Source organism: Bradyrhizobium sp. LTSPM299 (assembly GCF_000938235.1).
Classification (GTDB): Bacteria; Pseudomonadota; Alphaproteobacteria; order Rhizobiales; family Xanthobacteraceae; genus Bradyrhizobium.
In genome coordinates this window covers 60,123-76,446 of the sequence record NZ_JYMU01000017.1, presented here as the reverse complement: position 1 = coordinate 76,446, position 16,324 = coordinate 60,123, and the positions used below count along the sequence as shown (strand labels likewise).

General features: G+C 63.8%; 19 protein-coding genes and 1 riboswitch. Of the genes, 7 read left to right on the top strand and 12 right to left on the bottom strand.

Annotation, left to right across the window (positions count from 1 at the left end):
* The first annotated feature begins 43 nt into the window (after positions 1 to 43).
* On the top strand, positions 44 to 2,206 hold the full coding sequence (locus UP10_RS11955; protein ID WP_044587537.1) for a malate synthase G: 2,163 nt from the start codon (positions 44 to 46) through the stop codon (positions 2,204 to 2,206).
* 68 nt (positions 2,207 to 2,274) lie between these two features.
* Here UP10_RS11955 and UP10_RS44090 read toward each other — a convergent pair whose 3' ends face one another.
* The 3 genes from UP10_RS44090 to UP10_RS11945 all read right to left on the bottom strand — a co-directional run bounded on the left by UP10_RS44090 (position 2,275) and on the right by UP10_RS11945 (position 4,014).
* The gene (locus UP10_RS44090) at positions 2,275 to 2,430 is read right to left on the bottom strand and encodes a Thivi_2564 family membrane protein (protein WP_156179792.1); all 156 of its coding nucleotides are present in this window, start codon (positions 2,428 to 2,430) and stop codon (positions 2,275 to 2,277) included.
* Between the two features lie 120 nt (positions 2,431 to 2,550).
* A complete protein-coding gene (locus tag UP10_RS11950) occupies positions 2,551 to 3,177 on the bottom strand; it encodes a DUF2865 domain-containing protein (protein ID WP_044587536.1) in 627 nt (208 codons plus the stop codon).
* 9 nt (positions 3,178 to 3,186) lie between these two features.
* Complete coding sequence (locus UP10_RS11945; RefSeq protein WP_044587535.1) at positions 3,187 to 4,014, bottom strand: L,D-transpeptidase; 828 nt, start codon at positions 4,012 to 4,014, stop codon at positions 3,187 to 3,189.
* A 339-nt stretch (positions 4,015 to 4,353) separates the two neighbouring features.
* Here UP10_RS11945 and UP10_RS11940 point away from each other — a divergent pair, with 339 nt between their 5' ends.
* The 3 genes from UP10_RS11940 to UP10_RS11930 all read left to right on the top strand — a co-directional run bounded on the left by UP10_RS11940 (position 4,354) and on the right by UP10_RS11930 (position 6,451).
* The gene (locus UP10_RS11940; RefSeq protein WP_044587593.1) at positions 4,354 to 5,391 is read left to right on the top strand and encodes an AI-2E family transporter; all 1,038 of its coding nucleotides are present in this window, start codon (positions 4,354 to 4,356) and stop codon (positions 5,389 to 5,391) included.
* A gap of 88 nt (positions 5,392 to 5,479) precedes the next feature.
* Positions 5,480 to 5,851, top strand: a complete 372-nt coding sequence (locus UP10_RS11935) for an ElaB/YgaM/YqjD family protein (RefSeq protein WP_044541257.1) — start codon at positions 5,480 to 5,482, stop codon at positions 5,849 to 5,851.
* A gap of 147 nt (positions 5,852 to 5,998) precedes the next feature.
* Positions 5,999 to 6,451, top strand: coding sequence for a hypothetical protein (locus tag UP10_RS11930; RefSeq protein WP_044587534.1), 453 nt, complete (start codon positions 5,999 to 6,001; stop codon positions 6,449 to 6,451).
* A gap of 270 nt (positions 6,452 to 6,721) precedes the next feature.
* Here the strand turns inward: UP10_RS11930 and UP10_RS11925 are convergent, their stop codons facing one another.
* Both UP10_RS11925 and UP10_RS11920 read right to left on the bottom strand, forming a co-directional pair.
* Positions 6,722 to 7,132, bottom strand: a complete 411-nt coding sequence (locus UP10_RS11925) for a hypothetical protein (RefSeq protein ID WP_044587533.1) — start codon at positions 7,130 to 7,132, stop codon at positions 6,722 to 6,724.
* Positions 7,133 to 7,371: 239 nt separating this feature from the next.
* Complete coding sequence (locus UP10_RS11920) at positions 7,372 to 7,959, bottom strand: exopolysaccharide biosynthesis protein (RefSeq protein ID WP_044587532.1); 588 nt, start codon at positions 7,957 to 7,959, stop codon at positions 7,372 to 7,374.
* An 89-nt stretch (positions 7,960 to 8,048) separates the two neighbouring features.
* Here UP10_RS11920 and UP10_RS42015 point away from each other — a divergent pair, with 89 nt between their 5' ends.
* Positions 8,049 to 8,600 carry a hypothetical protein gene (locus UP10_RS42015; protein WP_050043634.1) on the top strand — a complete coding sequence of 184 codons (552 nt, stop codon included), beginning with the start codon at positions 8,049 to 8,051 and terminating at the stop codon, positions 8,598 to 8,600.
* 25 nt (positions 8,601 to 8,625) lie between these two features.
* On the opposite strand, the gene UP10_RS45755 is transcribed toward UP10_RS42015, so the two are convergent.
* The 3 genes from UP10_RS45755 to UP10_RS11900 all read right to left on the bottom strand — a co-directional run bounded on the left by UP10_RS45755 (position 8,626) and on the right by UP10_RS11900 (position 11,484).
* Positions 8,626 to 9,870 carry a calcium-binding protein gene (locus tag UP10_RS45755; RefSeq protein ID WP_044587531.1) on the bottom strand — a complete coding sequence of 415 codons (1,245 nt, stop codon included), beginning with the start codon at positions 9,868 to 9,870 and terminating at the stop codon, positions 8,626 to 8,628.
* A gap of 44 nt (positions 9,871 to 9,914) precedes the next feature.
* The gene (locus tag UP10_RS45750) at positions 9,915 to 10,661 is read right to left on the bottom strand and encodes a hypothetical protein (protein WP_044587530.1); all 747 of its coding nucleotides are present in this window, start codon (positions 10,659 to 10,661) and stop codon (positions 9,915 to 9,917) included.
* 520 nt (positions 10,662 to 11,181) lie between these two features.
* Complete coding sequence (locus tag UP10_RS11900) at positions 11,182 to 11,484, bottom strand: hypothetical protein (protein WP_044587529.1); 303 nt, start codon at positions 11,482 to 11,484, stop codon at positions 11,182 to 11,184.
* 144 nt (positions 11,485 to 11,628) lie between these two features.
* Here UP10_RS11900 and UP10_RS42010 point away from each other — a divergent pair, with 144 nt between their 5' ends.
* Both UP10_RS42010 and UP10_RS11890 read left to right on the top strand, forming a co-directional pair.
* Positions 11,629 to 12,207, top strand: coding sequence for a P-loop nucleotide/nucleoside kinase family protein (locus UP10_RS42010; RefSeq protein WP_156179790.1), 579 nt, complete (start codon positions 11,629 to 11,631; stop codon positions 12,205 to 12,207).
* 268 nt (positions 12,208 to 12,475) lie between these two features.
* Entirely contained in the window at positions 12,476 to 13,462 is a 987-nt protein-coding gene (locus tag UP10_RS11890; protein ID WP_197086785.1) for a hypothetical protein, read from the top strand.
* 279 nt (positions 13,463 to 13,741) lie between these two features.
* On the opposite strand, the gene UP10_RS11885 is transcribed toward UP10_RS11890, so the two are convergent.
* The 4 genes from UP10_RS11885 to UP10_RS11870 all read right to left on the bottom strand — a co-directional run bounded on the left by UP10_RS11885 (position 13,742) and on the right by UP10_RS11870 (position 16,287).
* The gene (locus UP10_RS11885; RefSeq protein WP_245302199.1) at positions 13,742 to 13,987 is read right to left on the bottom strand and encodes a hypothetical protein; all 246 of its coding nucleotides are present in this window, start codon (positions 13,985 to 13,987) and stop codon (positions 13,742 to 13,744) included.
* An 84-nt stretch (positions 13,988 to 14,071) separates the two neighbouring features.
* A complete protein-coding gene (gene crcB / locus UP10_RS11880) occupies positions 14,072 to 14,467 on the bottom strand; it encodes a fluoride efflux transporter CrcB (RefSeq protein WP_044587589.1) in 396 nt (131 codons plus the stop codon).
* A gap of 239 nt (positions 14,468 to 14,706) precedes the next feature.
* Positions 14,707 to 14,767, bottom strand: a riboswitch (Fluoride riboswitch).
* Between the two features lie 65 nt (positions 14,768 to 14,832).
* The gene (locus tag UP10_RS11875) at positions 14,833 to 16,062 is read right to left on the bottom strand and encodes a GAF domain-containing sensor histidine kinase (RefSeq protein ID WP_245321715.1); all 1,230 of its coding nucleotides are present in this window, start codon (positions 16,060 to 16,062) and stop codon (positions 14,833 to 14,835) included.
* 24 nt (positions 16,063 to 16,086) lie between these two features.
* Entirely contained in the window at positions 16,087 to 16,287 is a 201-nt protein-coding gene (locus UP10_RS11870; RefSeq protein ID WP_044587528.1) for a hypothetical protein, read from the bottom strand.
* Positions 16,288 to 16,324: the final 37 nt, after the last annotated feature.

Sequence of the window (16,324 nt, the reverse complement as noted above, 5' to 3'; positions counted from 1 at the left end):
TGAAAACAGCACTTAGACGCCCGTTTCTTTGAGAAAGCCCATCATGACTCGTGTCGATGCCCACGGACTGAAGATCGCCCCTGTCCTGTTCGATTTCATCGCCAAGGAGGCGACGCCAAAGACCGGAATCGCGCCTGACGCGTTCTGGGCCGGATTGGCCGCCATCCTCGCGAAGCTCGGACCGAAGAATCGCGAGTTGCTCGCCGTCCGCGACACGCTGCAGGCCAAGATCGACGACTGGCATCGCGCCCACAAGGGCAAAGCGTTTGACACCAATGCCTACACCGCGTTCCTGAAGGAGATCGGCTATCTTCTCCCTGAGCCCGCGACCCACAAGGTCGAGACGGCCAATGTCGATGAGGAGATCGGCAAGATCTGCGGCCCGCAGCTCGTGGTGCCGCTCACCAATGCCCGTTATGCGCTGAACGCCGCCAATGCGCGCTGGGGCTCGCTCTATGACGCCTTCTACGGCACCGACGCGATCCCGCATGATCCGAGCGAGAGCGGCAAGGGTTACAACAAGGCCCGCGGCGACAAGGTGATCGCGAAAGCAAAAGCCTTCCTCGATGCCGCCGTGCCGCTGGCGACCGCAAGCCACACCGACGTCACCTCCTACAGCGTGATCGCAGGCCAGCTCTCGGCCAAGCTGAAGAGCGGCAACGCCACCGCGCTGAAGAACGCCACGCAGTTTGCGGGCTACCAGGGTGACGCGGCTGCGCCCAGCATCATCCTGCTGGTCAACAATGGCATGCATGTCGAGGTCAAGATCGACCGCAGCAACACCATCGGCAAGGACGATGCGGCCGGCGTCGCCGACATGATCCTGGAATCGGCGGTCTCCACCATCCTCGACATGGAAGACTCGGTCGCCGCCGTCGACGCCGAAGACAAGGTGCTGGTGTATCGCAACACGCTCGGCCTGATGGCCGGCACGCTGTCCGCCGACTTCGAGAAGGGCGGCAAGACCCTGACCCGCGCGCTCAACGCCGACCGCGTCTACAAGACACCCACCGGCGGCGAGCTGAAGCTGCACGGCCGCAGCCTGTTGCTGATGCGCAATGTCGGCCACCACATGTTCACCGACGCCGTGCTCGACGCCAAGGGCGAGGAGATCCCGGAAGGCATTCTCGACGCCGCGGTCGCTGGCCTGCTCGCGATCCACGACGTCAAGGGCAATTCCAAGCTCAAGAACAGCCGCACCAGCTCGGTCTATATCGTCAAGCCGAAGATGCATGGGCCGGACGAGGTCACGCTGACCTGCGACCTGTTCGCCGAGGTCGAGAAGATGCTTTCGCTGTCCGAGAACACCATCAAGGTCGGCATCATGGATGAGGAGCGCCGCACCACGGTCAACCTCAAGGCCTGCATCCAGCGCGCCTCGAAGCGCATCATGTTCATCAACACCGGCTTCCTCGACCGCACCGGCGACGAGATCCATACCTCGATGGAAGCAGGTCCGATGATCCGCAAGAACGATATGAAGGCGCAGCCCTGGATCAAGGCCTATGAGGACTGGAACGTCGACACCGGCCTGGTCGACGGCCTGCCCGGCCATGCCCAGATCGGCAAGGGCATGTGGGCGGCACCCGACAAGATGGCCGACATGCTGACGCAAAAGATCGGCCACCCGCAGGCCGGCGCCACCACTGCATGGGTGCCATCGCCGACCGCCGCCACGCTGCATGCGCTGCACTATCACCAGGTCAACGTGATTGCCCGCCAGCAGGAACTCACCAAGGGCGGACCGCGCGCCAAGCTGTCCGACATCCTCACCATCCCGGTGTCGCAGTCGAACTGGGCGCCCGACGACGTGAAGCAGGAGATCGACAACAACTGCCAGGGCATTCTGGGCTACGTCGTGCGCTGGATCGACCAGGGCGTCGGCTGCTCCAAGGTGCCTGACATCCACGATGTCGGCCTGATGGAAGACCGCGCCACCTTGCGCATCTCGAGCCAGCATCTGGCGAACTGGCTGCATCAGGGCGTCATCACCCAGGACCAGGTGATGGAATCGCTGAAGCGGATGGCCGTCGTGGTCGACAAGCAGAACGCCGGCGACAGCCTCTACAGACCGATGGCGCCGTCGTTCGACGGCGTCGCCTTCCAGGCCGCCTGCGACCTCGTGTTCAAGGGCCGCGAGCAGCCGAACGGCTACACCGAATACATCCTCACCGCGCGCCGCCGCGAGGCAAAGGCTGCGGGCTGAGCCGCGCCACTGCGATAACGAAAGCCCCGGCAGGATGCCGGGGCTTTTTTGTTGGCCGTACGCGCCGGCTAGAACACCGCGATGTATTTCAACAGCGAGATCACGCCGAGCACGATCACCACGACGCGCGCGATCTGCTTGGCGCGGCCGTCGAGCGGCAGCATGTTGATCAGATAAAGGATGAGAATAACGACAAGGAACGTGATGAGAACGCTGACGATCATGCGGGCCCCCTCCAGGCATCGTTGAAACTGCTGTTAGCCCTTTGCTAACGTGCCGCAGCGCGACCGGTTCCCCGACGTGGAACCAAAAGTCGTCCGGCAATCTCAACCGCTCATCATCAGCTACTCCCGCGCCACCACGGGCGCTCGCTCGTATTTGGCGCGGATGCGCTCCGGCACCGGGGTGAAGTTCAATTCGGCGCCGCGGCGATCGACGCGGCGGGCGACCATCAGCCCGTCCTTGGCGGCGACGATGTCGCCAGTGCGCAAGGTCGGATCGTCCTCGATCTTGACCGCGGCGAGCCCGACCGGATCCCTGCCGTTGCAGCTGCAGCCCGCGACGATCTCATCGCGATAGCGGAATGCGTTCGGCAGCTCAGAATAGGGTTTTCCGCTCTCGGTCGCGGCGCTGTTGATATTGCCGCCGTAGACGATTTCGGTCGCGCTCGCCGGACAGAAGCTGTTGCAGGTCTCCGCCTTGCTCTGGCCGCCGGTCGCGGAAAGCGGAAAATAGCGACCGTCGCAGGTCCGCACGCAATAGGCCTGGCCAACGCCATAGCGCGGGCGCTCGACCTGCTGCACGGGCGCATTGCCGTCGTCGAACGGCATCCGGATCACCGGCGCACGGCCCTGGTTGAAGCCGCCGAACAGCGCCGAGAAGAAATCCTGGGCCTGGGCTGCGGGCGCAAGCGACAGGCCGAGCAACGCGGCCGTCCCGAACACAAACCGCCTGGTATGCCGCCTCATCATCATCGATCCTCAGTACAGCGAGGAGGACGCCGGGATGTTCATCGCCTGACGGCCCGAGGGCAGCGTCGTCACTGCAGCACGCGGTTGGGCCGGACCCGGGCGCACCGAGATCTGCGTCGTCGACGCGCCGAGCTCGCGGGCAGCGATATGCGGCGCGTTCTTCGGCAGCACCACGACCTTGGTGCCGACATCGACACGGCTGAACAGGTCGGCGACATCCTCATTGGTCAGGCGGATGCAGCCCGACGAGACGAACTTGCCGATCGTCGAGGGATCGTTGGTGCCGTGGATGCGGTATTCGCTGGAGCCTAGATACATCGCGCGCGCGCCGAGCGGGTTGCCCGGGCCGCCCGCCATGAAGCGCGGCAGATAGGGCTGGCGCCTGATCATCTCGGCCGGCGGATGCCAGTCCGGCCACTCCGCCTTGTGGCTGATGGTCTGCACGCCAGACCAGGTAAAGCCCTCGCGACCGACGCCGACGCCGTAGCGGATCGCCCGGCCACCGCCGAGCACGTAATAGAGCGCGGTGTTGCCGGTATCGATGATGACGGTGCCGGGCGCCTCTAACGTATCGATCGCGACGGTGGTGCGGCGCAGCCGCTCCGGCAGCGCGCCGTCCTCGGTCGCGGGATCGGTCATCACCTTGTCGGTCGAAAACCCGCCCGGCTGGGTCGGCGCATAGCCGAGCGCCTGATTGCCATAAACGTCCTGGCCGTAGCCTTGAGCGCTGGCCGAACCGGTGGCGACGAACGGCGCGACCAACAGGACGCTGGCGAATGCAAGGGTGCGCGCGGCGCGCGACGGAAGCCGGCGGCTGGATGCAGACTGCTGTGTCATGGACTGCCCCTGAAGCGTGACGCATCGCGGTGATGCTGTGCAGAAGCAACGTCGATCGCCGCCGTCTGGTTCCGCCGCGAATCGTCGCGAGGCGACGATTGTCAACCCTCGCAACCTCACGATCCCGCGATGGAACCTTTCGCTGTGCACCCCGTTTGCTCCCGAGTCGGCACGCGGATCGCGGCGCGGATTTATTCGTGTCCGAGCGGGAGAATATTCGTGCGTGTCTTTCCGAGTGAACGTCTGTTTGCCAAGGCAGCTCAAGGCAAGGCACCTCAAGGCAAGGCATCTCAGGCCAAGGCGCCTCAAAGCAAGGCGCCCCAAGATCAGGGCACGCCGATCCCCGACAGCAAGATCGAAACTCCGCCGATCATCAGCCGCGCCGAGCTGGTGGCCTTCGCGCTGGTCGCGTTGCTCTTGATCGTGGTCATCGCGGTGCTCTATGTGGCGCGCGCGTTCTTCCTGCCCATCACCATGGCCTTCATCGTCGGCACCATGCTGTCGCCGGCAGCAAGCCTGCTCGAACGCTACCGCATCCCCCGCCCGCTCGGCGCCGTCCTGCTGGTGACCGCGGTCGGCGCGACGATCGCCTTCATGGTTGGGCTGATCTCCGCGCCGATGATGGAGTGGAGCTCGCGGCTGCCCGAACTCGGCGCGATCCTGAGAGAGAAGATGCATGTGTTCGACCGGCCGCTCGCTTTGTGGCAGGACCTGCAGACCATGGTCGGCAGCCCCGGAGCACTGGCCACGTTCCAGTTGCCGAAATTCGAATGGGTGCAGCCGACGCTGGAATTCCTGTCGCCGACCTTCGCCGAATTCATGCTGTTCATCGCGACCCTGATCCTGTTCATCGCGAGCTGGACGGATCTGCGCCGCGCCATGGTGATGACCTTCACCGAACGCGCCGCGCGGCTGCGCGCGCTGCGCATCCTCAACGGGATCGAAACCCATCTCGGCAACTATTTGCTGACCGTGACCATGATCAATGTCGGCGTCGGCATCGTCACCGGCGTGATCTGCGCCATCACCGGAACGCCGAACCCGGCCGGACTTGGTGCGCTCGCCGCGACGCTGAACTTCATTCCAATCATCGGCCCGGTCGCGATGTTCGCGGTGCTGGTGCTGGTCGGGATCATCGCGTTTCCGACCATCGGCGCCGGGCTGATCGCGCCGGCCTGCTTCGCGGCCGCGGTCTTCCTCGAAGGACATTTCGTGACGCCGACGATCGTCGGCCGCAGGCTGTCGCTGAATGCGCTCGCGGTCTTCCTCGCGCTGGCGTTCTGGACCTGGCTGTGGGGCCCGATGGGCGCCTTCCTGTCGTCGCCGCTGCTGATCGTGGCGTTGATCGTCAAGGAGCATCTGACGCCGGAAGACTAACTCGAAGTCTCCCTTGGATTTCCGCAACGGAACTTCGGCTGCGGCCAAACGTTTGCTCATCGAAACGCAGAGTCTCCGGGAGCTTTCGATGTCGAGCACGGATAGCGCATCTGGGATCAGGACCATGACAGACAAAGCGACTTACGATCGTCTCGAGAAGGATGTCACCGCCGTGAAAAATGATATCGCCGCCCTCACCGAACAGATCACCGAAGCGCTCAACTCGTTTGCCGGCAATGCGGGCAAGCAAGCCCGCCGCCATTACAAGGAAGCACGCGCCAACGCCGAATCCACCCTCGACGACATGTCGGAGCGCGGCAGCGCGATGATGGGTGCGGCGCAGGACGCGGCGTCCTCGATCGAGGAGACGCTGGAAGAGGTGATCACGCAGCGGCCGCTTGCGACCGTCGGCCTCGCCATCGGCATCGGCTTTCTGATCGGCGTCACCTGGCGGCGATAAGTCATTTGGCGGCGGTAAGCAGACGACATTGTCCAGCCTGAGGCCCAGTGATGGCGATCGCACACAAACTACCGTTTTGGACGAGATGGCAGCGCTGGTGGGCTGTCGCGAATTTCGTCGATGCTCTTTTCAAGGCAAGGCAACTCCATGCTTCAGCGGTTGATCGATGACGTCAAGGAATCGACCGGAAGCGCGTTGCGGCTGACGTCGCTCGCCGGCGCTGCCGCGATTGCGCTGTTCATCACCACCGCCTTCCTGTGCGCCGCCGCCTTCGTCCTGGTGCTGCAAAACTACGGCCCGGTGCAGGCGTGCCTGGCGGGCGCCGCGATCTTCTTCGTGGTCGCCGTGATCGCAGCCATCAGCTACACGATGCGCAAGCGTCAGATGCAGCGGCGCGCCGCGGAAGCGGCAAAAGCCGCGAAAGCCGCCGCAACAACCGGCCTGCTCGCCGACCCCATGCTGCTTGCCACCGCCCTGCAGATCGTCCGCGCGATCGGCGTCAGGCGCCTGATCCCGATCCTGGCCGTCGGCGGCATCGTGCTCGGCGTGATGGCGAGCCGCAGCGCCGCTGCCGGCAGCGAGCCGGCGGAGGAGCAGTAGCGCTGCGTGGTCGTGATGGCCTAAAATCGCGGCAACCAAAATTGGTGTCGTCGCCCGGCTGGTCCGGGCGACCCAGTATTCCAGAGGCAGCAGTGCTTGAGCCGACGGGCCGCGGCGTACTGGGTCGCCCGGTCCATGTGCGCAATTGCGCACAGGCCGGGCGATGACACTGTGGATGGGAACGCAACTTTGCGTTCTCGCGACATGATCCCGTGAGGGCTTGCGCCGACGGGCAACTCAGTGCTTTGGGGTGGCTTGCGTTGTCAGGTCTCAGGTGATGCAGCGGCCGGGCTGCAGCAGCTTGGCGACGTCGGTCAGCACGCTGACCACGGGCTCGCAGGCGACCTTGCGGCCCTCGCCGGGTTTCGACAGGCCGGGACCGGCCGGGCGGCTGCGCGCCTCTTCCTTCGCCGCGGGAACGCGAACCAGCACTGAGGTGTCCGGAAGCCCGTCGAGCTTCAGCGCAATGGTCTGGCTGTTCTGGCCCAACGCCCGAACCTCGGCGCGGTCAGCCTTGGCGGCGCGATTGACGATCGTCTCGGGCGCAGCCGAGACGGTCTCGGGCACGGCCGAAATGGTGAGCTGACCGCCGATCAGATCGTGGCCGGATGCGAACTGCACGGCGCCAACCGTCAGGCCGACCGCAAGCACGCCAAGAATTCCCCTGTGAATCTGCGACATTTTGGATGTCCCTCGCCCCGTGACACATTTCCCATGGCGATCACGGACACAACGCGAGCGGAACCCAAGGGGTTCGCGGACCCTTCCATCACTTAACCGTGTACAAAAATATTTTCACTCGCCTGGAACGAGTCCCGGGGGGTCGGAGTCATTCCGGCAGCCGGTTATTCCCCCTGCCCCATTGACCGGTGACGTAGGGCGCGACCGTGGTGATGCCGGTCGCGCCCTGCTTTTTTGCTTCAGTGCCTGATCCAGCCGATCACGGCCCCGGCCGACGCCCAGAGCGTCCAACCAAGGCCAAGCAGGCAAATCAACGCAGCCGCCAGCCCGACGATGAGCAGCAGACCGTCCTCCTGCAGATAGGCGATCGCGATCAGGACGACCGCCATCCCCGGTATGACGTTCACCAGAGGCAGCGGCCAACCGGCGGACAAGGCCAGCAGAAAGACGACCAACCCGACGAGCCGGTTCGTCACCTCGTGACGCGCGTTCCATCGCGGCCGGCTGACGCTCTCGATCGCCTGCAGCAGCGGGCGGGCCCGGACCGTAAACCGCTTGAACCGCTTGAAGTCGAACTGCCGCTTCGACAGGAAACGCGGAAACGACGGAGCGGTCCGGCCGAGCATCATCTCGACCGCGGGAAACAGCAGCGCGATCGTCGCGATCGTGGCGATGCCGGGGATGATCACCAACAATCCCAGCAGCAGCAGGAGAAGTCCGAACGAGCGCTTGTCGAGATGGCTGAGGAGCCATTCCAGGTCGACGGGACCGTCCGGTGCTTTCGCGACAAGTTCTTCAAGGAGTTCAGAGGTAGGTGCGGGTGCCAATGGGGCTCCAGTCGAACAGGGCTTTAGGCCCAACGTGGCCAAGCCTGGCCTCGATTGCAACGGCTGACGAGGCAGACTAGGAAGCTCCCATGAGCAACGATTCCGACCGGGCGTGGCAAGGCCACTCGCCCTTAGGCCCCCTGCCCGCCCGTCGGCGCCGCTGGCCTTGGCTCCTTCTGATCGTCGTCCTCACCCTCGCGGGTGCTGGCGGCGTCTATGCATGGCCCGAAATCGCACGACTGGTCCCGTCTCTCGGCCACGAGGCGTCCGGCGGAAAGATGGCAGCCGGCGATAGCGGGACCCTGCCGGATCTCCTCGCCAGCCAACAGAAGACCGGCGAAGATCTCGCGGCCCTGGGCCGGGCCGTCGCCGACCAGCAGGAGCAGCTGAAGGCCATTGCCGATCGATTGGCGGCCCTGACATCGAAGGTCGATGCCCTGCAGAGCCCCTCTTCGGCTCCCGTTTCACCACCGGCGGCTGCCGAGCCGCCCCGCGCCCCGACCGCACAGGCGGCTCCAAGGCCGATCGCGCAAGCTGCTCCGAAACCGAGAAAGCCGCCGTCTCGGGCTCCGACGCCGTCGGGGCCCATTTCTACCGGCGGAGCGCCGCTCAACGTAGCGCCCAGCGACACGGTCCACTGAGCGACAGTTGTAAAGAAGCTCAGTCTTACACGATCATAAAGTGCGATGCCTGCAATTGGCTGATCGCGGTATCGACGAAGTCGATAGACCCCGCGTTAGGACCACTTCCCAGCGCAAGCAAGGTCCCGCCGTCTCCATCGCTCTTTAGCGAACTCATGATGTCGGCGACGGAGTGAAAATTGCCCACGCCGTTCGCAAGATCGACGACGCCGAGCGTGTCATTGCCAAAACTGGAGATCGTATCGACCTGGCTGCTCGAGTTGATCGAGACCGTCAGACCCGTGCTGTGATCGATGATGTTGACATAGGCCGCGCCATTGATGATGGCATGAGTGCCAAACCCGACAAAGTTAAACTGGTCTGATCCGCCATTGACCGTAATGACGTCCTGGCCAATCTGGTTTGTCACATTGGCCTGGGACCCGTTGAGCACCAAATGATTGGCAATTCCGCCCAGTGTGATCGTATCGTGGCCGGCGCCGGCAACGACGTTGTCCAATCCGCTGCCGGCGATGATCGTGTTTGTTCCCGAGCCGACGGTGATCTGGTTTCCCATCCCGCCGAGATTTACGGTGCTGTTGCCGTTGCCGAGCGTGACACTATTGGTGCCATCTCCGCCCGTGACGACATCGTTGCCATTCCCAAGCGTGAGCGTGTTGCCATATCCGGAGAGCGTCACTTTGTCGTTGCCGTTGCCAGCCGTGACCTGGCTCGCACCGTCGCCGGGATGGACAACATCGTTGCCGCTGCCCAGTGTGATGATGTTGCCATATCCGCTGGCGTCGATGCTGTCGTTGCCATTGCCGAGCGCAATCGTGGTGGCGCCTGTCGATCCCGTCACCTTGATATTGCCGTTGCCACCGGTGACGTGGTTGACGATCCCCTGCAGATAGACGGTGCTGTCGCCGCTCGGCACATCAACCGTGCCGTATGTTCCGGCGTAGATCGTGTCGTTCCCGCCATTGCCGTGGATGATATTGAACAGGCCATAGGCGTGGATGATGTCGTTGCCCGTCGTGCCCTCAATGGTCGCATAACCAGATGCCGGGCCGTTGATCGTCGTGGAGGCGGCTTGATGCGTGTCGATGACGGACGTGCTGGCGTCGCTGACGGTCAAGCCGACGCTGCTGGTGTCGCTCAGGGTAAAATTGGTCGTTGTGCTGCCGTCTCCGTGCGGCGAGGCCACGAAGCTGAGGGCGTGCAGCTCGGCGGTCAGGTTGGCAGCGCCGGTAGCTGTCAGCTCGTAGGTTCCGTTTCCAAGCGAGGTCAATCCTGTCCCGGACAGGAGACCAGCCGCGCCCGCGAGCGTGATGATCAGACTATCGGTTGCGGCTGCGTTTGGATCCGTGATCGTGAGGTCGCGAATGGATTGATCGCAGCTTCGTTGCTGGTCTTTTGTCCCGATACGGTTCCGGCGATGGTCGGTGAGGCCGCGGCCGTCAGCAGAATGCCGCCGGAGGCGTCTTTCGCGATGCCGAAATGAGTGACCGACGTATCCGCCAGTGTGAAGGTCTCGCTCGCCGTGCCGTTGCTGACCGTGAGCGTCGAGCCGGACACCGTCGCCGTTGCGCCGCTTGCATAGGACAGCCCGGAAAGATCGATCGAGTCACCGGGCGCAATGCCATCGATCTGGCTTGCAAAGGTCGATGCGCCCGAAACCAGCTTCTGTTCGATCTTGAGTGTGCCCTGGCCGGAGAAGGTGATCGCGTCGTCGGAAATCGCGCCCGCCTTGAGATCAAGCGTGCCGCCGGCGATCGTGGTCGCGCCGACAATGCCGCCCGCCTCGACGAGTTCTGTGGCGCCAAGATGAATTGTCGAAGCGTTCGCGGTGCCCTGATCGAGCACGTCGAGCGTGCCGCCGTTCAGCGTCGTGGAGGTGACGATGCCGCCGTCCGAGACGGAGAGGCTTCCTGAATTGAGGATTGTTCCGCTCGCCGCACTGGCGTTGACCGCCGGTGCGCTTGGGTCGCCAGTGAGGGGGTCCGGTATTGATCCCGAAACCGTCATCACACCACCATTGATGGTGGCGTTGCTGGCGATCCCGGCCCCGGTCAGGTGCAATTGGCCGCCACTGCCGACAATTGCTGAATCGAGTTCGCTTCTGATGACGCTGCCGAATGTGCCCCCGGGAGAATGATAGACCGTCTCTCCCGAAGCATTGATGACGCCGCCTGATTCAACGATGGTGCCGCTGAAAGGCGTTCGCTGAAAATGCCCGTCAAGCCGGAGTTATTTTTCACCGAGATTTTCAAACGGTTCCTCGCGCGACTTCTGCTGTTAATCTGCGACAAAGCCGTGACGTGTATACGCGTGAATGTTGCTGGATGAATTTATCACCAGCGTGACGAAAATTGCGGCGACCACGCGCACTCAAGATTTGCGCGAAACATCCGCGTCAGACGTGGATCATGGCGCGTCGAAAGTTCCACTGCCGTTCCGCGCCTGAATCGTTGCGGCGCGGCTCCGGGCTCATGGGTCGCGCTTTCACACCAACTGGCAGGCAGGCGATCGCGACAACGATTCGCAACCACCGCGCTGCATCGCGCGGCTATGGCTTCACGGGATCGGTGATCGCCCCGCCTTATTGCCCCGCCTGCGCCTTGGCCGCCACCGCCTGGCGGTCACGCGCGGCGATGAGTTCATTCTGAAGCTTCGACCGTTCAGCATCCGTCATGGCGGGTTGCTCACGCGGCGGCGGCAGATCTTCGACCGGAAGATAGGTGCCTTTCTTTGCAGGCATTGAGGGAGGCATCGGTGCCTCGGCCCGCGCATCCATCAGCGACGAACCCGTGGACGTCGCACAGCCGCCGAGCGGAAGGCTCAACAACAAGAACGCCCCCGCGGCGCGCACCATTCGCCGTTGATACCGATACGCAACAAACATGCGTGACCGTTCCACGACCAATGCGGGCCAATTATGTCGGTCCGCAGCTTCTCATGGAACGGCGCGCGGCGAGGTTAATCGCGGGTTACAGTCCGGCACCTGTGCCGCCCCCAGACTATGCGGCGGCGGTGAGGCCGGCCGATTTTGGCGAACCGACATGACGCGACCTGCGTCAGCCGCTACACTCCCCGCATGAAACTCGTCTTCATCCATGGTGCGCCGGCCGCGGGAAAGCTGACGACTGCGAAGGCGCTGCTAGCGCAGACCAGCGGGCGGCTGTTCGACAATCATGCCGCGATCGACGTCGCGCGTACGGTGTTCGATTTCGGCACGCCGGGGTTCTGGGAGCTCGTGCAGACGGTCCGTATGTCGGTGCTGGATGCCGCGCTGGCACAGGACCTGCCGCTCCTGGTGATGACGTTCGTCTACGTTGATCCGCTCGACCTGCCGACCTTCGCGCAGTTCGAGGAGATCGTCGAACGGCGCGGCGGGCAGTTGCTGCCGGTGTACCTAAAATGCTCCACCGAGGAAATCGTCCGGCGTATCGGCACCCCCGACCGCGCGGCACGACGCAAGATGATTTCGGAAACCGGCGTCCAGCAGTTCATTGATCAGCACGCGGTGTCACCGGTGCCGCGGCGAAACTGCCTTGTGCTGGACAGCGAGGCCAATTCCGCCGAGGCGAATGCGCTGGCGATCAAGCGGCATTTCTGTCTCAGCTGATTACGGCGTGCACTGGCAAATTCGATCAGCCCATGTCCGCTTTGCCCTCGGGAGCGGACACGGGCGCCTCGCCCAAGCATGCCGGCTAAGGGCTAGAAGCTGACCTGATTGCGCACCATCGGCTCAGGGTGAGCCCTCGCCGTCACGCCTGCGCTCGCGCACGTAGAATTGGTGTGAGGAAACCAACGAGCGATGAACTTGCTCCATGGCCAACGCCACTAAGCTCATGATGAGCACCCAGGGCTCTCATGGAGGTTCGGATCCGGCGATGAATCGACGAACGAAAGGTGTCTTGCTCGTCGGCAGCCTGGCTGTCGCGGCCGCCGTCGCAACGGTCGTCGTACTGACGGGGGCGCTCGCAAAGGTCATGGATCCCCAGCATTATTGTGAGACCGGTTTTTCAAAATTGATCAATTGCACCTACCACCGGTCATCGAAAACGATCAGCCAATCGACCCCGATATTCACCACCCCCTCGGACACGACAAGCACCATCCCGTCCGGCTCGCGTGACACGCCCCGGTCAATCTATGTCGACGTTATGTCGTGGGCCGTTGCCGATTGCCCCCAGAATTACATCGCCAGGCGCCTGCTCTGCGCCACCCCCTCGGACGCGGCGCCGGTGCAGGCCGCGGACGACGATCCCGTCACGGGTCTGCCGCGGCCTAAGCCCTGGCTTGTCACGACGGCGAAGAATTCAACGTTCATCAAGGCGTTTCACGTCGAGACGCCGCTCGATCTCGCAGGCGTGCTCCGCTTCTATCGCCACGAGTTGAGCAAGCGCGGCTGGTCGGAGAATCGCGGCGCAGTCGTCGAGCCGGGCGGCGCCGTGATCGCCTTCACGACATCAGATGGGCCGGCGCTGCTCCGGCTCACCCATCAGGACGACAGGACGATCGTCGATCTGTCGCTGCGCGAGCCTGCCGCCAAGGACGCGACCAAGGATGCCGTCGTCCTGCCGATGCCAGGGCAGGTGAGGCTGTTGCTCGGCAATTCCACGAATGAAGAGGCCATCATCACCATCAACGAGCAGACCATCAAGCTGGCGGCTGGCACCGAGTTGACGGACGACACCGCAACCGGACGCAAATCGCCCGAGAGCCCGGAAATCAATCTGCCGCCGGGCAAGTACAAGGTCTCCCTCAAGATCGCGAGCGGCGTGGCGCAGAATCGGGAGTTCGAGGTCGCTGCCGACGAGACCTGGGGCCTGGTGGTCGGTCCGGCTGGCGTCCCGATCCCCCTGCATCTTTATTGACCGCGGAAGTCCGAGTTGGGGTCAAAACGCGACATCCCGGAATTGCTTGCGTAAGTCTGCCTCACCCCCAAGAGCGGATATCTCGCGCCAAGAGCACATGGCCTGGTCGACGACGTTGGGCGGGCGCCGCTTCACCTCGCCCCGCTTGCGGAGAGAGGTCGGAGCGAAATGCGTTCCGGGTGAAGGGGGTACAGGTCTATCGATGAGCAATCTTTTTGCGGAGACAGCCCTTCCGCGTTGTCCGCCGGGTTCAATGCGGCGATTGCACCGCTGCCCTGCTTAATTCTCCAAGCGTTCGTCCAGCCGGCTCGGCGGAGGATAACTGCGCCGCTTCGCCTTGAAATATTCGCGCGCGAAATGGATGCCGATCCCGATCAGGAACGGCGGAGCGAGCGCCGCCCCGATCATGAACACGGTAATGGACTTCGGCGTCAGGATGTCCAGCACCATCGACGCCAGCAGCCACAGGGTGGCTGAAATCACTGCGACGTCGACGTACTTCATCTCCGGGAGGCCCTTTGTCACCACTCGGGTTCCATATTACCTGCTGGCGGAGCCTGCGCCAGCCATTCCCGCCGAATGACGGTAGGAAGAGCGCACCATGGCGAGCTACACGGCCGACACCGCGAACGCCCGCACCAGATACAGGCCGCCGACCAAAGCCAGGATCGAGAGCGCGACCGAGGCCGCGATATAGGCTGCGGCCGGCCGTACCTCGCCGCGCTGCATCAGCACGATCGCATCCAGCGAAAAGGTCGAGAACGTGGTGAAGCCGCCGCAGATGCCGACGGTGAGGAACACCCGCAGCGTCTGGCTGACATTCCATGTCAGCGCGAAGGATTCCGCGAACACGCCGATCAGGAACGAGCCGACGATGTTGATGACCAGCGTTCCCCAGGGAAATCCGGTGCCGACCAGGCGGGCGGCGCCGATCGCCACGAGATAGCGCGCGACCGACCCCAGGGAGCCGCCAATGGCGACCGCAGCAAGTAAATGAATATTCAACGTCTCACCTTTCCGGCCCGCCACTCGACGACGCCTGTCAGCAATCCAACCACAAAGGTCGCGACGACCAGTTCACCGGGAGCGTCACCGAGCCAGGCGACGATACCGACGAGCCAGATCGACCCGACCAGCCACAGCGCGATTGAGAGTGAATCAGGAAGACCGTCATATGCAGCCCCATCTCATTCGCGGGGCGCAATCGGGTCGGTGGTTGGCACGTGCTCCTACCGACGCTCTCGCGCCCGGTAGGAGTCATCAGCCTTGCGGCGGTTATCGGGGGACTCCATCCCCATCAACGGGGCCGATGTTAGGGTGCGATGCGGAAGCAGGCAAGGCGTTTTGTGCGGGCGGCACGTGCCGGCGCGTTACGCGGCCGGCAGCGGCATCCGGAAGGTGAAGCAGGTGACGTCCTCCGTCGAAGTCACGTCGATGGTGCCGCCATGGGCGCGCGCGATCTGCGACACGATGTAGAGCCCAAGCCCGAGCCCCTTCTGGTCGGCGACGTCGCCGCGCGTGAATGGCGCAAACAGCCGCTCCATCGTGGCAGGCGGAATCGCGGGGCCCCGGTTTTCGACCGAGAGCTCGAACGCGCCGTTGGTGGCGGCCCTGACCTCGACCGGCGTTCCCGGCGTGCCGTAGGTGAGTGCATTGCCAAGCAGATTGGACAACAGCCGCGCAACGCGCTCGCGGTCGGCCAGCACCGGACGCAAAATCGCGAACTCGGCCTGGATGACACGATCCGGATGGGCCGCCTGCAACTCATCGACGACCTGGCGCAGTGCGGGCTCCAACGCCTCGCTCGAGCGCGTGACCGCGATACCGCCGCCGAGCCGTGCGCGTGCGAAGTCCATCACGTCGTCGATCAGTGCCGCCATTCGCGTGACGCTGTTCTGCATCAGCTCGGTGATCGTCTTCGCTTTGTCGTCCAGCGGCGTTCGCTGCAGGACTCGCACGCCTGCGGCGATCGAGGCCAGCGGGTTGCGCAGATCGTGACCAAGCACGGCGATGAACTGTTCGCGCAGCTCTGCCGTGGTGCGCGCATCGAGCAGGCTCGCCTCGGCCGTGACAAGGCGCCGTGCGGTATCGAGATGGCCGGCGATCAATTCGGCAAACAGCCGAAACATGCCGATGATTCCGGGATTGTTCAGCTTCGCCGGCTTCGGATCGATCGCGCACAGCGTGCCGTAGAAGCTGCCGTCCTTGAGGATAATCGGCACCGAGATGTAACTCTGGAAACCGTACATCGCGGGCGTCTGATGGTTTCGGTAGACCTCATCCTCACCGACATGGTCGATCGCCACCTCGCAACCCGATTGGCGGATCTCGTGGCAGATCGTCGTCTCGACCTTGAGCTCGCCGCCGGGCTTGAGGCCGAACCCGATCTCGTCATTGGCGGCAAGGCACACCCAGCGGTCGGGCGTGACGCGCGCCACGGCCGAAAAGCCCATGCCGGTGACGCGTGAGACGACGGTGAGAATGGCCGGGATGGCGGCGATCGACTCGACGGCTTCGATGTCGGAGTGAAATTCTTGCTCCCCACTGGATTCGATGGCGGTCATGCCTTCACCATGCGTGAAAGGGGCATCGACCGCCATGTAAAAGGTCCCACGGCGACGAGATCACGGGCTCTGGTCAGCTCCCGCCGCCGTCGAGAGCAACGCGTTCAGCTCGGCTGCGGCCCGCAGCTGCTCGATGCGCGCGACAACCGTCTCGCGCTGCGCGCCCTGCGGTAATCGGGCGAGTTCGTCCTCGAGGCGCAGCCTGTGCTCCTCCAGGCGCTGCTCGAACGTATGGGGCTCAGATCGTTTTCGCGTCTGCATGATTCACCTTTGGCGGTTGAAGGCCTGGGCTGTTGGC